A 14,751-nucleotide genomic window follows, 5' to 3' on the forward strand; every position below is an offset into this window, starting at 1 on the left:
TGACGTTGACGGAGGCAACGGCTCCGCCCGGCTCAATGCCTGGAATTGCAGCCGCGGACGCGGAATATTCCGGTCATGCGGACCATGCGGGCCATGTGGAGCCGTCCAGCGGCGTGCCCGTAAACAGACGGCGCCGTGACTGGAGGGGATGGAAGTTCATCTGGCCGTTTACGCTGGTTTTCGTCTTCGTCTTCATCATTCCGATTCTCTACGCCATCTATATTTCCTTTTTCCAGAAGAGAATGATCGGCGGCACTGCGTTTGTCGGCTTCGCCAACTACGCCCGCTTGTTCCGCGACCAGAATTTCTGGTCATCGGTTGGCCGTGTGGCGCTGTTCACCGTCGTCCAGGTGCCGATCATGCTGCTGCTGGCCGCGCTGATGGCCCTTGCACTCGACTCGATGAAGCTGCATGGCACCAGGTTCTTCCGGATTTCGACGTTCCTGCCGTATGCGGTGCCGGCGGTCGTCTCGACGATGATCTGGGGTTTCGTCTATGGCGCGAAATACGGTCTCGTCGGCTCCTTGAATGGCTGGTTTGGCACTCATATCGACGTCCTCTCGCCTGATGTACTGCTCGCTTCGATCGGCAATATCGTTACATGGGAGTTCACCGGCTACAACATGCTGATTTTCTATTCGTCGCTTTCGACGATTCCGAAAAGCCTCTATGAAGCCGCTGCCATCGACGGCGCTTCCGAATGGCAAACCGTCAAGTCAATCAAGATGCCCGAACTGAAAGGGTCCTTGGCCATTACCGTAATCTTCTCCATCATCGGTTCCTTCCAGCTGTTCAATGAGCCGAGCATCCTGCAGAACATGGTGCCGGGCAATGCCATCACAACGTACTACACGCCGAACATGTATGCATACAGCCTGAGCTTCTCGGGCAACCAGACCAACTACGCCGCGGCCCTGACCATCGTCATGGCCGTCATCACGATGGCGATTGCCTACGTGGTGCAGCTGCAGAGCATGAAGGAGCAGATGAAATGAAGCATGTTCGCAACAGTGAAAACGCGAGGGAAAGAAGGCAGCCATGCGCGCAACAGCACCAGCGGTAACCGAACCGACCCTTCGCCAACGTGAGCGGGCGGCCAGGAAGGAACGCAAGTCCCATGAACGCCGCGTCGCGAAGGACGAAGCCGCCGAACGCAAGCGCTCCGCCCAGCGTGGCTTTGCCAACGTCGCCAACCCCCGCCGCTCGACGCTGCTGACCGTCGTGTGCGCGGTGTTCGCCGTCTATTGCCTGCTGCCCTTCGTCTACCTGCTGGTCAACTCCACGAAGACCCAGGCGGAGTTCACGTCCACGTTCGGGCTTGGATTCGGCAAGACGTTCGCGCTCTGGGACAACATCCAGACGGTGTTCACCTACCAGAACGGCATTTTCGGCCGCTGGTTCCTCAACACGGTGCTCTACGTCATCATCGGCGCGGGTGGCGCCACGTTGCTGGCGATCATGGGCGGCTATGCGCTTGCCAAGTTCCGCTTTCCGGGCCGCAAGGCCGTATTCGCCGTCGTCATCGGCGCCATCTCGGTGCCGGGCATCGCGCTTGCCGTCCCGCAGTTCCTGCTGTTCGCCAAGCTTGGCCTGACGAACACGCCGTGGGCCATGATTATCCCGTCTCTGATTTCGCCGTTCGGCCTGTACCTGATGTGGATTTTCTCCGAGCAGGCCGTGCCGACCGAACTCTTGGAATCCGCACGCGTGGACGGCGCCAGCGAAATGCGCACGTTCTTCACGATCAGCCTGCCGCTGCTCGCTCCAGGCATCGTCACGACGTCGCTGTTCACGATCGTTGCGACATGGAACAACTATTTCCTTCCGCTGATCATGCTCAAGGACTCCAGCTGGTACCCGCTGACCATCGGCCTGAACCAGTGGAAGAGCCAGGCGGCCACGGCTGGCGGCACCGCAATCCAGAATCTGGTCATCACGGGCTCGATGATCACGATCATCCCGCTCGTCATCGCGTTCCTGTGCCTGCAGAAATACTGGCAAGCCGGCCTGGCAGCGGGCGCTGTCAAGGAATGACCAAGATTCAGCGGCTGCCGCTGCCGGCATCGTTGGGTGCGGCGACGGCAGCCTTACGGTCGGCTTTCCGGGGAAATCCTCGAGAATGCCGCTTCCTGCGTCAGGAAACAGGATGTTTGCGCTCGCCAAACGTCTGGTTCTAACGAGTACGAATCCTTTGAACAACACGCTATTACAGAGATGTTTGCGCAAACATCAAAGGATGTTACACTGACGCATGACGTTACTGGGCCCGGATGGTTGGGTCCAGCCGTTTCACACAAGGAGAGCGAACAATGAAGTTCGGTAAGAGAATGGTCGCGCTGGCCGGCGCGACGGCAATGATCGTAGCGGTAGGTGCCTGCGGCAACGGCTCCGACAGCTCGTCAACGGCATTGGATGGCGGAAACGTTGCGATTACGGTCTGGTCCTGGGACTCCACCCTGGGGCGCACCGTCGAAGGATTCGAGAAAGCCAATCCCAATATCACCGTCAATGTGACGAACGTCGGCACCAGCGCGGACGACTACAACGCGTTGAACAACGCAATGGAAGCCAAGTCAGGCGCTCCCGACGTTGCCCAGATTGAATACTATGCGCTTCCCGAATATGCGATTCTCGGCTATCTCGAGGATCTATCGGGCTATGGCGCCAAGGACTACTCCGGCTTCTATACCCCCGGAACCTGGTCATCGGTGAACATCAGCGGCGGCATCTACGGACTTCCGCTGGATTCCGGCCCGATGGCCTGGTTCTACAACAAGGAGGTATTCGACAAGGCCGGCGTAGAGCCCGACAGCATCAAGTCCTGGGATGACTTCTACGAGGCAGCCAAGAAAATCAAGGCGGCCGGTTCGTACATCACGTCCGATTCCGGCGACGCCGGCTTCTTCGACTCGATGACATGGCTGGCCGGTGCGCGCCCGTTCTCCACGTCCGACGACGGCACCGAAGTCACGATCGACCTGACGGGGGACAAGGGCGTCCGGACCTTCGAGGAATTCTGGCAGAAGATGATCGACGAGGGGCTGATCGATACGAAGACCGTCGGATGGACCGACGACTGGAATCGGGCGCTCGACGACGGCTCGATTGCCTCCCTGCTGACGGGTGCATGGATGCCATATAATCTGCTTTCCGGCGCTCCCAGCGGCGAGGGGAAGTGGAGGATCGCCCAGATGCCGACGCCGGACGGCAGCACGACGAATGCCGAAAACGGCGGCTCCTCGCTCGCCGTCGTCAAGACCGACGACAACGCCAAGGCGCAAGCCGCCTACAAGTTCGTAGAGTATGCCACGCACAACGCCGACGGCATCAAGGTCCGCGTCGATGGAGGCGCATTCCCCGCCGATGAGGACACCCTGTCTTCCGATGAGTTCCTGGGCAAGACGGCCCTGACCGATGCCGACGGCAACGAACATGAGTACTTCGGTGGCCAGGAATACAACAAGGCACTTGCCGAAGCCGCTTCCAATGTGTCTACCGGCTACCGGTTCCTGCCGTTCGAAATCTATGCCCGCGGCAAGTTCAGCGACTTCATCGGAGACGCCTTCACCGGCAACGGCAAACTGTCTGATGGCATAGCCAGCTGGCAGAAGGATCTCAAGTCCTATGCCGAGCAGCAGGGCTACACGGTGAAATAGCCTTCACTCTTATGTTCAGCCGCGCCGGTCTTCGTACTGGCGCGGCGCAGGCCGTGGCGAGAATAGCGTGATTGCGCATTCTTGCCGCGGCCTGCGGATTCAGATGAGGACGCCGTTGCAGTGGTCGACTTCGTGCTGGATGATCTGCGCCGTCCAGCCGGCGAACCTCGCGTGGCGCGCCCGCCCCTTGCCGTTCTCGTAGTCGACTTCGATGCGCTGGAACCGGCGCGTGCGGCGCTCGCCATGCAGGCTCAGGCATCCCTCCGCCGCATCGTATTCGCCGTCGGCGGCGGTGATGACGGGATTGAACATCGTGGCGATGCGCCCTCCCATCTCCTCGTCGACGAACGCGATGATGCGCTTGCGCTCGCCGATCATGTTGGCGGCCATGCCGACGCAGCCGTCGCGGTGGGCGTCCAGCGTTTCCGCAAGGTCGCGGGCGATGGCTGCGTCCCGTTCGCTGGCCGGGTCCGCCGCCTCCGACGGCATCCCAAGCAGTGCGATATCGGTACAGATACTACGGATCATGCAGCCGACTATAGAGAAAGGAGCCAACACCGTCCGCCCTGCTGGACGCCCTATTGAATGGACGCGAGCGCCTGGTCGAGGTCGGCGATGATGTCGTCGGCATTCTCAATGCCGCACGACAGGCGCACCAGGTCGATGCCGACGCCGGCTTCCTCGAGCTGTTCCTCGGTCAGCTGGCGGTGCGTCGTTCCGGCGGGGTAGAGGCTGCACGAACGCGCGTCAGCGACGTGGGTGGCGATCGAGATCAGCTGCAGCGCATCGAGCATCGACGACACCTTCTCGCGTCCGCCCGGCACGCCGAACGAAATGACGCCGCACGTGCCGTTCGGCATGTACTTGGCGGCAAGCGCATGGTACTTGTCGCCTTCCAGCCCCGGGTAGCTCACCCACGACACGCGCGGGTCGCCGGCGAGCCATTCGGCCACCTTCTGCGCGTTCTTGCAGTGCCGCTCCATGCGCACGCCGAGCGACTCGAGGTGCATCCCCATGATCCACGAGTTGATCGGCGCCGGCGTCGAGCCGAAGTCACGCATCAGCTGCGCCGTCGCCTTCGTGATGAACGCGGCCGGCCCGAAGTCCTGCGCGTAGCGCACGCCGTGGTAGGAATCGTCCGGCGTCGTCAGCCCGGGGAACTTCTCGGCGTGCTCGAGCCAGTCGAAGTTGCCGGAGTCGACGATGGCGCCGCCGACGCACGAGCCGTGGCCGTCCATGTACTTGGTCGTCGCGTGGGTGACGATATCCACGCCGTATTCGAACGGCCGGCAATTGACCGGCGTCGGGAACGTATTGTCGACGATGAGCGGCACGCCGTGGGCATGCGCCGCCTTCGCGAACTTTTCAAAGTCAAGGACAATGAGCGCCGGATTGGAGATCGACTCGCCGAACACGGCCTTCGTATTCGGCTGGAACGCCGCGTTGAGTTCCGCTTCGGAACAGTCGGGGCTGACGAACGTGCAGGTAATCCCCATCTTGCGCATCGTCACGTTGATGAGATTGAACGTGCCGCCGTAGATCGCGCTCGAACAGACGATATGGTCGCCGTTATTGCAGATATTGAACAGCGCGAAGAAATTCGCGGCCTGCCCGCTCGACGTGAGCATCGCCGCCGCGCCGCCTTCCATTTCGCAGATCTTCGCGGCGACGGTATCGTTCGTCGGGTTCTGCAGGCGCGTGTAGAAATAGCCGGCTTCCGACAGATCGAACAGCCGGCTCATCTGCTCGCTGGACGTGTACTTGAACGTGGTTGCCTGGATGATCGGGGGCGTGCGGCTTTCGCCGTTGCCCGGCCGGTAGCCTCCCTGCACGCAGATCGTGTCGACGTTCGGTTCGGGGTTGCGTGCCCATTCGGTTGCCATGGATTTCCTGCCTCTCTGCTTGGGTTGGCCGCGTTGGCTACGTTGCTGCAACGCTAGCACGGCGCTGCCGTCACCGCCTCTTGCGTTCCGCAACGTAGGAACAAGATTTTGCGATTCCTTCTCGCGGCTATCACTGGGCAAAGTTGCGCGAACCGTTGGAACGATAGGGAAACGCCGAAGCGGCACACGATTAATTCAACGATTTGACAAATATAGTTCAGTCGATTTATTATCTATTCCAGACGACGGAACGTCGTTCGAAGCAACCAGCTGGCGGCCGAGCCGCGCCGAAGGCGACGCGGCGGCCGCGCGAACCAGATCGACAAAGGAGTGATCCATGGGACTGTGGGATATCGACAAGATCGAGTACGTCGGCCGCTCGAAGGGGCCGGTGGAAGGCCTTGGGTTCCGCTACTACGACGCCGACAAGGTCGTTGCCGGCAAGAAGATGAAGGACTGGTGCCGCTTCGGCGTCGCATGGTGGCATACGTTCGACGCGCCGCTGGTCGACCCGTTCGGCGACGGTACCGCCCAGCGCCCGTGGGACGGCAAGTACTCCGACCCGATGGACAACGCGCTCGCCAAGGTCGACTACGCGTTCGAGTTCTTCACCAAGCTCGGCGTCGAATACTTCTGCTTCCATGACCGCGACATCGCCCCGGAAGGGGAGACGCTGCGCGAGACGAACGCCAACCTCGACCGCGTCGTCGACAAGATCGAGGAGAACATGAAGTCGACCGGCGTCAAGCTGCTGTGGAACACGTCCTCGCTGTTCACCAACCCGCGCTTCGTGTCCGGCGCCTCCACGTCGCCGTTCGCCGACGTCTATGCCTATGCGGCGGCCCAGCTGAAGCATTCGCTGGAGATCGGCAAGCGCCTGGGCGCCGAGAACTACGTGTTCTGGGGCGGCCGCGAAGGCTACGAGAACATGTGGGTCACCGACATGGACCGCGAGCTCGACCACATGGCCTACTTCTTCCACATGTGCGCCGACTACGCCAAGGAAATCGGCATGGGCGCCCAGTTCCTCATCGAGCCGAAGGCCAAGGAGCCCACGACGCACCAGTACGACTTCGATGCGGCGACGGCCTGCAACTTCCTGCGCAAGTACGACCTCATCGACACGTTCAAGCTCAACCTCGAAGGCAACCACGCGAACCTGGCTGGCCACACCTACCAGCATGAAATCCGCGTGGCCCGCGACAACGGCGTGCTTGGCTCGCTCGACGCGAACCAGGGCGACATGCTGCTGGGCTGGGACCTCGACGAATTCCCGACCAACCTGTACGAAACGACGTCGGTCATGTGGGAAGTGCTCGACGAAGGCCAGATCGGCCCCCACGGCGGCCTGAACTTCGACGCCAAGCCGCGCCGTACCAGCTTCAGCGCCGAGGATCTGTTCCGCGCCCATGTCGCCGGCATGGATTCGTTCGCCGCCGGCCTGCTGGTCGCCGCGAAGATGCACGAGGACAAGTACATCGAGGACCTGGTGGCCAACCGCTACTCGTCGTTCGACTCGGGCATCGGCAAGACCGTCGAGGATGGCACCGCCACTCTCGCATCGCTCAACGACTACGCCATCGACATGCCGCAGTCCCAGATCATCGCCTCGACGAAGCCCGACCACCTCGAGGACGTCAAGGCCACGATCAACAACTACATCGTCGACGCACTGGCGGAGGCGTGACCTGATGCGCCGGGCGACCGGCGCATCCCCTGACAATATCCATTTTCAATTTTCATAACTGAACCTTCTCTTCTCTTTCTTTCCTTATCTCTGCGCATGAAGGGGCCGTCAAGCACGGCCCCTTTATGCGTTTTCGGGGGCTTCCGGCTCGGGTGTCGGAAGGCAATCGGCGCCGACGGTTCCGGCATTCTGGTCCTTTTTCCGCGGGGAGGGGCCTTTAGGGACTTGCGCTGCGGTTCCTGCGCGTGTCCGTGCCGTCTCCGCTTTTCCTGGGTCTGCAGGGACGGCCGTCGCAGCTGAAACGGCCCGCGTTGTCTGGACGACATCCCTTTGCGTGCCCGTTGACGGCCTATGCAAGCCGATAATATCCTGAGTTTATCAAATGATTTAATAAAGTAGGCGCCGCAGGAGGAGGGGGTATCCTTCGACGCCTCTCTCTTCAACGATGAGCGAGAGGATGGATCATGAAGAACACATGGCTTCGCGGCGCGGCAGCCTGCACGGTGGCGCTGTCGCTGGCGCTGGTAACGGGTTGCGGGACGTCCCGCAACGCGGACGGCACGTCGGATTCCCAGACGGTGTATGTCGGCATCTCGATGCCCGAGCAGATGCTGGAACGCTGGAAGAACGACGGCGAGAACCTCAAACGGATCCTGGAGGGCTACGGCTATGACGTCACCCTCCAGTATGCCGATGGCAAGACGGACCTGCAGACCTCGCAGATCCAGAACATGGCGAACAACGGCATGGACTACGTCGTCATCGCGTCCATCGACGGCACGTCGACGGGCGCGGCGGCCGAACAGGTGCGCGACAACGGCGGCAAGGTGTTCGCGTATGACCGGCTCATCATGAACACCGATGCGGTGGACTACTACGCGACCTTCTCGCTGGAGGACGTCGGGCGCATGCAGGGCGAATACATCGAAAGCAGGCTCGGGCTCAAGGACGGCGCCAAGGGGCCGTTCAACGTCGAGCTCATGGCGGGTTCGCCGACCGACAACAACGCCGGCTACTACTTCAAGGGCGCATGGGACGTGCTCGGCAAATACTACGCATCGGGGGTGCTGCGTGCCGAATCCGGCAAGGTGCCGAGCTCGGCCGCCGACTGGCAGTCGATCGGCATCGATAACTGGGACCGCCAGAAGGCCCAGAACGAAATGGAGAACCGCGTCAACTCCTTCTACAACCACGGCGCCCATCTGGACGCCGTGCTGGCGCAGAACGACGCCGAAGCGACCGGCGCCTACAACGCCGTCGAGGGGGCCGGATGGGACTACTACCCGGTCATCACCGGCCAGGACGCCGAGAAGGTGAACGTGCGCGCCATCGTGGAGGGCAAGCAGGCGATGACGGTCTACAAGGATACGAACGAACTGGCGCAGGCGACGGCGAGCATGATCAAGGACATGGTCGAGGGCAAGACCCCCGACGCTCCGGACACGTTCAACAACGGCACGAAGGACGTCCCCTCGCGGCTGCTGACGCCGGTCACCGTGGACAAGGACAACGTCCGCGAGCTTCTGGTGGACACGGGGTACATCAGCGCCGAGGACGCCGGGCTGTCCTGACGCCATCCATCGGGGCGCCGGGTTGCCGGCGCCCCGGGCGTTTCGTTGAAAGGAATTCCATGGAACATCATGAGGACGACGTCATCCTGCGCATGACGCACATCACCAAGCGGTTCGGTCCCGTCACGGCCCTCGAGGACGTGAACCTGACCGTCGGCAGGGGAAGCATCTTCTCCATTTGCGGGGAGAACGGGGCCGGCAAGTCCACGCTCATGAACGTATTGTCCGGCGTCTATCCCCATGGAAGCTACGAGGGGGAGATCGTCTACGACGGCGAGCCCTGCGCGTTCAGGAACATCCGCGATTCCGAGGCGCGCGGCATCGTCATCATCCACCAGGAGCTCGCGCTCGTGCCGTACATGTCCATCCAGGAGAACATCTTCCTGGGCAACCAGATCCGCAAGGGGATGGCCATCGACGTCGAGGCGCAGCGGACGCGTGCGCTGCAGGTGATGGCCACGGTGGGGCTCGACGACGACCCCGACACGCTGATCGCGAACATAGGCGTCGGCAAGCAGCAGCTCGTGGAGATCGCCAAGGCCCTGACGAAGGACGTGCGGCTGCTCATCCTCGACGAGCCGACGGCCGCGCTCAACGACGAGGACTCCATGAAGCTGCTCGGCCTGATCGACAGGCTGCGCCGCGAACGGGGAGTGACGGCCATCATCATCTCCCACAAGCTCAACGAAATCGAGCGTTGCGCCGATGTCGTGCAGGTCATCCGCGACGGACGCACGGTGGGGCATTTCCTCAACGGCGCGGGCCATGCGCTGGACATGGACGCCCTGATCCGCCAGATGGTCGGCAGGCCTTTGGTCAACCGGTACCCGCAGCACGAATCGCACGCCGGCGATGAGCTGTTCCGCGTCGAGGGCTGGCGGGTGCGCCATCCACTCGATCCGGCGCGCAGGGTCGCCAAGGACGTGGACTTCAAGCTGCGGGCAGGCGAAATCGTCGGGCTGGCCGGCCTCATCGGCGCCGGGCGCACCGAAACGGCCATGAACGTCTTCGGGCGCCAGTACGGCATCTACGAAGCGGGCACGGCCTATCTGGAAGGCAGGCCGGTGCGGCTGCCCACCGTGCGGGCGGCCATCGACCAGGGCATCGCCTATGCGACCGAGGACCGCAAGGTCTACGGGCTCAACCTGCTCAAGAGCATCCGCGAGAACATCGCCATGGCGAGCCTGCGCAGGCTGAGCCATCGGGGCGTCATCGACGAACAGGCCGAACACGGCGTCGCCGAACGCTACCGCCGGGAGCTCAAGATCAAGGCGCCATCCGTGGAAGTGCAGGTGGACACGCTCTCCGGCGGCAACCAGCAGAAGGTCGTGCTGGCGAAATGGATGGCCGCCACGCCACGCGTGCTCATCCTCGACGAGCCCACCCGGGGCATCGACGTGGGCGCGAAATACGACATCTACGAAATCATCGACCGCCTTGCGGACGCCGGTTCGGCCGTGCTGGTCATCAGCTCCGAGCTGCCGGAACTGCTCGGCATCTGCGACCGCATCTACACGATGAGCGAGGGCGCGATCACCGCCAATCTCGACGCCCGGCATACGGACCAGGAGGAGCTCATGCGCTACATGACCTCCTCCACGCCCCTTGCGCGCGAACAGGCGCTGGCGGACGTGGCGTAACGCACAGATCGCATACATAAGGAGAATGCATCATGTCATCCGAACGAATTGCGCCGGAACATGCCGACCGTGACAACCGTCTTGGCGCGCTGCTGCTGGGCAACGCGCGCTCCTACGGCATCTTCCTCGCATTGGTGCTGGTCATCGTCGTCTTCGAGGCCCTGACGGGCGGCCGCCTGCTGCACCCCAACAACGTCGTAGCCCTGTTCCAGCAAAACGCCTACGTGCTCATCACGGCCATAGGCATGCTCATGGTCATCATCGCCACCCACATCGACCTGTCGGTCGGCTCCGTCGTCGCGTTCATCGGCGGCGTGGGGGCCTATGCCATGAAGAGCGGCGTGCCGTGGTACCTGACCATCGTGATCATGATCGTCGCGGGGCTGCTCATCGGCGCCTTCAACGGGTTCTGGGTCGCCTACGTGGGGGTGCCCGGATTCGTCACGACGCTGGGCAGCATGCTCATGTTCCGCGGCCTGGCCACCGTCATCGCCGGCGAGTCCATCCCCGTCTCCGATCCGGCCTTCCGCGCGATCTCCAAGGACTACATCCCCACGATCTTCGTCGGGGACCTTTCTCTGAACGCCCTGATCGTCGGGGCGGCCGCCATCGCGTGGGTCGTCTGGTCCATGCTGCGCCACCGGGGCAGGCGCAGCCAGCCGATGAGCTTTACCATCCTCAAATGCGTGCTCGCCGTCATCGCCATCGGCGCCGTGACGTACCTGTTCGCGCGCTCTGGCAACTCCACGCAAGGAGGCGTGCCCATCGTCCTGGTCATCATCGGCGCGCTCGTCGGCATCTACTACTTCGTGCTCAACCGCACGGCCTTCGGCCGCGACGTCTACGCAGTCGGCGGCAACCGCAAGGCGGCGGTGCTTTCCGGCATCGACGCCAGGAAAGTCGATTTCATGATCTTCGTGAATATGGGCTTCCTCGTGGCCGTCGCCTCGGTGATCACCCTCTCACGCCTGGCGTCCGCCACGGCGCAGACCGGCACGGAGTTCGAAATGGACGCCATCGCGGCCTGCTTCATCGGCGGCACCGCCGTGTCGGGCGGCGTCGGCACCATCCCCGGCGCCATGGTCGGCGCGCTCATCATGGGCGTGCTTAACCAGGGCCTGTCCATCATGGGCGTGGACGCCGCATGGGTGAAGACCATCAAGGGCCTCGTCGTCATCCTCGCGGTCGCCTACGACCTGCTGTCCAAGCGCCGCCATTGACGCGGCGTCCCTACCCATCATTCAGCCGTCCGCGCCAATGGCGGCGCGGACGATTCAGAACGGGGACCTCGACGCCAAGCTGCGCCCAAAACAGGCTGCCTCACGGTCCCTCTTAACCTTTTTGGATTAAAGGCACCCCGACACGCAAAGCACTGCAACGGATGAAAGCTAGTATAAGTTTTATCATTTAACCTAGCGTTGCGGAATCGAAGACGATTCCCGGCCCTCATTCGGAAAGGCTTTGCGATGACGATTGTCAACCCGATTCTTAGAGGCATGCACCCTGATCCCAGCTGGATCTGGGACGATGCGCGCAACCAGGCCGTTCTGGTCAATTCGACGTTGGAAATGACGCCCGGGTTGCCGCTGCATGTTTCAGACGACCTTGAACGTTGGACGCTGGTCGGCCACGCCGTCGATGAGGAGATGGCACGGCGTCTATTGCTGCCCTATGTCGAGGATTCCGGCGGACTGTATGCCCCGACGTTGCGGGTCATTCGCGGCCGCTATGTTATTGCCTGCACGGTGTCCCGGCTTGATGAAGCCAAAGCTCGCGCTGATGGCGTCGATGAAGCCGTGCTTGAACGGTTCCGCCGAAGCGAAGGCAATTTCGTCATTGAGGCGGATGCCGTGGAGGGTCCTTGGCGAGGACCGTACTGGATTGATGGGGCCGAAGGGGCTGATCCTGATGTATTCGAGGACGTTGACGGCGCCGTATTCTGGCTGCAGGTGTCGTTGGCTCCATCCCCGAAATGGCCCGGGCAGACTGAAATCACGATGCGCCGCATTGATCCGGACTGCTGGCGTTTCACCCGTTCGCGGCTTGAGGGCGACCATATCGACAGTACGATTGTCTGGAACGGCCAGATGGTCGGGGGCGTGTGGGCTGAAGGGCCCCATTTGCTGCGTCGCGGCGATTACGTCTACTTGATGACCGCGGAGGGAGGCACAAGCCGGGACCATTGCGAAATGGCGATGCGCGTCTATGCGCCGGATGGACTGTGGCATGCTGTGGAAGACTTTGTACGCCAGGGAGGCGGGGAGTTGCGCGGGGATAATGAGCTTGATGTCACAGGGCCGGTGCGCCGTTTGTTCATCCCCGACTGCAAGAACCCGATCCTGACCCATCGCCACCTTGGCAACCGGTATCCGATCCAGTGCGTCGGGCATGCCGATATGATGCGGCACCCGTGGCTTGGCTGGTGGCTCGTTTGCCTTGGCACGCGACAGACGGCGACGTCGGATGGGCGTTCATTGAACTTCGTGGGCAGAGAGACGTTCATTGCGCCGGTCGAATGGCAGGAAGATGCGGAAACGATATTGGTTGAGCTGCCCCCTGATGTTCCCCACGATGGAAATCCCGATCGTGACAAGCTATGTGCGTCGTGGCCCGTTGTCGCACCGGGTCTGGGCCGTCTTCCGCGGGAGATTCCCAAGCCGCCCGAGGTGGTTGCCGAGGCTGGGGGAAGGCTGGAAGCCGCCTGCGCGGCGGCGGCCGACAGTGAGCTGAAAGCATTTGCGCCATGGCGCTCGAAGGAAATGCCGTTGCATGTGCGCTTGGATCCGACATGGCTGTATTGGCGTTTGGAGGACGATGCGGTTGCGGTGCCTCTCGAGGATGGCCGGCCTGTACGGTTCCGCCTTGACGATCGGCATTATGCCGAATTCGTCGTAACGGCTATGCCGGAACGTCGTCAGGGGGAGGCGCTGGAATCCAATGCGTCTGCCGCGTGGACCGTCGTGAATGGCGATGACATCGACCGTGGCAGCCTAGCCATCCCTGCTCCGGCAGCCGTGCGGTTCCATTCCGGGTCGCTGTCGCTGGGTGTGCAGCGCGGCGAAGGCGATGGCCTTCAATGGGATGCTTCGTTTCTGTCCACGGAATGCGGCGGCAGCTTTACCGGCATATTGGTCGGCATACCGGCGTGAGGAAGCGTTGCGCAGGAGGTTCGGCGCGATGTCCCGGCACGAGGGGCTATGCGCCGACCTTCTGCGTGCTGTTGCGCACGACGAGGTTCGTCGGCAAAATGATGTGCTTCTCGCTGATGGCGTTGTCGGCTGCCTCCAGAATGAGCTGCGTGGCGGCGCAGGCCATGTCCTGCAATGGCTGGCGCACCGTCGTCAATGCTGGTCCCAGATAGGCCGATGTCTGCACGTCGTCGAATCCGACGACTGAAACATCCTCTGGGATGCGCAGCCCCAGCTGCCGTGCAGCCTCGTACACGCCCATGGCCTGCAAGTCGCTGCCAGCGAAGATGGCGGTAGGCCGTTTCGGCAATTGGAGCAGCTCGATTGCCTGGGCGTAGCCGCCTGTCATCGTGTAGTCGCCTTCGGTAATGTAGTGGTCCGGCGGGACGATGTCCTGTTCCTTGAGGGCGGCGCAATACCCGTCGAAACGCGCCCGGGAGCACATCATTTCGTCCGGGCCGTTGATAATCGCGATGTCCGTATGGCCGAGCGCGAGCAGATGCCGCGTCGCGATGATGCCCCCCGACCAGTTGTCCGCCTGCACCGAATACCGGCTTTCGGTCGGGTCGCCCGAGGGATCGAAAATGACGTAGGGGATATGATGCGATTCGAGCTTGTCCTTTTCTGTCGCCGATAGGTCGGAGAAGACGAGAATGGCGCCGATTGGCTGGCGCATGAGCAGCGAATCCACCCAGGTCGGGTCGGGGTGCTGCCGGTCGCCGCTCTCCGTCGTGACGACGCTGAGGTCATGCTGCTTCGCTTCGTCGAGAACGCCGCGAAGGACCTCAAGCGCCCATAGCGTATTGAAGTCCTGGAAGACAATCTCGATCATGCCGGGCCTTTTCACGGTTTTTCCGCGCCTTTGGTAGCCATGGCGCTCCAGTGCGGCGTTGATTGCGGTGCGGGTCGCGTCTGCAACGTCGGCTCGTCCGTTGACTGCTTTCGAAACGGTCGCCAGCGAATACCCCGTCTCCTGTGCGATATCGATCAGCCGGATTCTCGATGCATGGGGGTTTGGATTTTCGGAAAGATGTCGTTGTGTCATCGTTGCCTCCCGGTTGTTGTCTGATAATATCGAAACTTTCGTTTTTCGGCAAATATGTCATTTTCGGCGTTTCCGTGGATG

The 14,751-nt window shown here is 62.1% G+C and carries 11 protein-coding genes; 8 read left to right on the forward strand and 3 right to left on the reverse strand.

What is annotated here, in order from left to right; translation table 11 throughout:
* Nucleotides 1–5 precede the first annotated feature (5 nt).
* The 3 genes from AC1AXT_RS02700 (at nt 6) to AC1AXT_RS02710 (ending at nt 3,656) form a co-directional block, all read left to right on the forward strand.
* Entirely contained in the window at nt 6–995 is a 990-nt protein-coding gene (locus AC1AXT_RS02700; protein WP_476540443.1) for a carbohydrate ABC transporter permease, read from the forward strand.
* A 43-nt stretch (nt 996–1,038) separates the two neighbouring features.
* Nucleotides 1,039–2,034, forward strand: coding sequence for a carbohydrate ABC transporter permease (locus tag AC1AXT_RS02705; RefSeq protein ID WP_476539019.1), 996 nt, complete (start codon nt 1,039–1,041; stop codon nt 2,032–2,034).
* 275 nt (nt 2,035–2,309) lie between these two features.
* Nucleotides 2,310–3,656, forward strand: coding sequence for an ABC transporter substrate-binding protein (locus AC1AXT_RS02710; RefSeq protein ID WP_476539020.1), 1,347 nt, complete (start codon nt 2,310–2,312; stop codon nt 3,654–3,656).
* A gap of 99 nt (nt 3,657–3,755) precedes the next feature.
* On the opposite strand, the gene AC1AXT_RS02715 is transcribed toward AC1AXT_RS02710, so the two are convergent.
* Entirely contained in the window at nt 3,756–4,184 is a 429-nt protein-coding gene (locus AC1AXT_RS02715; RefSeq protein ID WP_476539021.1) for a peptide deformylase, read from the reverse strand.
* Between the two features lie 50 nt (nt 4,185–4,234).
* Nucleotides 4,235–5,539, reverse strand: a complete 1,305-nt coding sequence (locus AC1AXT_RS02720; protein ID WP_476539022.1) for an O-acetylhomoserine aminocarboxypropyltransferase/cysteine synthase family protein — start codon at nt 5,537–5,539, stop codon at nt 4,235–4,237.
* A gap of 337 nt (nt 5,540–5,876) precedes the next feature.
* Between AC1AXT_RS02720 and xylA the strand changes: the two genes are divergently transcribed.
* The 5 genes from xylA (at nt 5,877) to AC1AXT_RS02745 (ending at nt 13,586) form a co-directional block, all read left to right on the forward strand.
* Nucleotides 5,877–7,226 carry a xylose isomerase gene (gene xylA / locus AC1AXT_RS02725; RefSeq protein WP_476539023.1) on the forward strand — a complete coding sequence of 450 codons (1,350 nt, stop codon included), beginning with the start codon at nt 5,877–5,879 and terminating at the stop codon, nt 7,224–7,226.
* A gap of 464 nt (nt 7,227–7,690) precedes the next feature.
* The gene (locus AC1AXT_RS02730; RefSeq protein WP_476539024.1) at nt 7,691–8,797 is read left to right on the forward strand and encodes a substrate-binding domain-containing protein; all 1,107 of its coding nucleotides are present in this window, start codon (nt 7,691–7,693) and stop codon (nt 8,795–8,797) included.
* Between the two features lie 59 nt (nt 8,798–8,856).
* Nucleotides 8,857–10,437 (forward strand): ATP-binding cassette domain-containing protein, encoded by a 1,581-nt coding sequence (locus tag AC1AXT_RS02735; protein ID WP_476539025.1) that lies wholly within the window; start codon nt 8,857–8,859, stop codon nt 10,435–10,437.
* A 32-nt stretch (nt 10,438–10,469) separates the two neighbouring features.
* Nucleotides 10,470–11,657 (forward strand): ABC transporter permease subunit, encoded by a 1,188-nt coding sequence (locus tag AC1AXT_RS02740; protein ID WP_476539026.1) that lies wholly within the window; start codon nt 10,470–10,472, stop codon nt 11,655–11,657.
* A gap of 246 nt (nt 11,658–11,903) precedes the next feature.
* Nucleotides 11,904–13,586: a glycoside hydrolase family 43 protein gene (locus AC1AXT_RS02745; protein ID WP_476539027.1), complete on the forward strand. Its 1,683-nt coding sequence runs from the start codon at nt 11,904–11,906 to the stop codon at nt 13,584–13,586.
* 46 nt (nt 13,587–13,632) lie between these two features.
* On the opposite strand, the gene AC1AXT_RS02750 is transcribed toward AC1AXT_RS02745, so the two are convergent.
* On the reverse strand, nt 13,633–14,670 hold the full coding sequence (locus AC1AXT_RS02750; protein ID WP_476539028.1) for a LacI family DNA-binding transcriptional regulator: 1,038 nt from the start codon (nt 14,668–14,670) through the stop codon (nt 13,633–13,635).
* Nucleotides 14,671–14,751 lie beyond the last annotated feature (81 nt).

It is taken from the genome of Bifidobacterium sp. LH_450 (assembly GCF_056356715.1).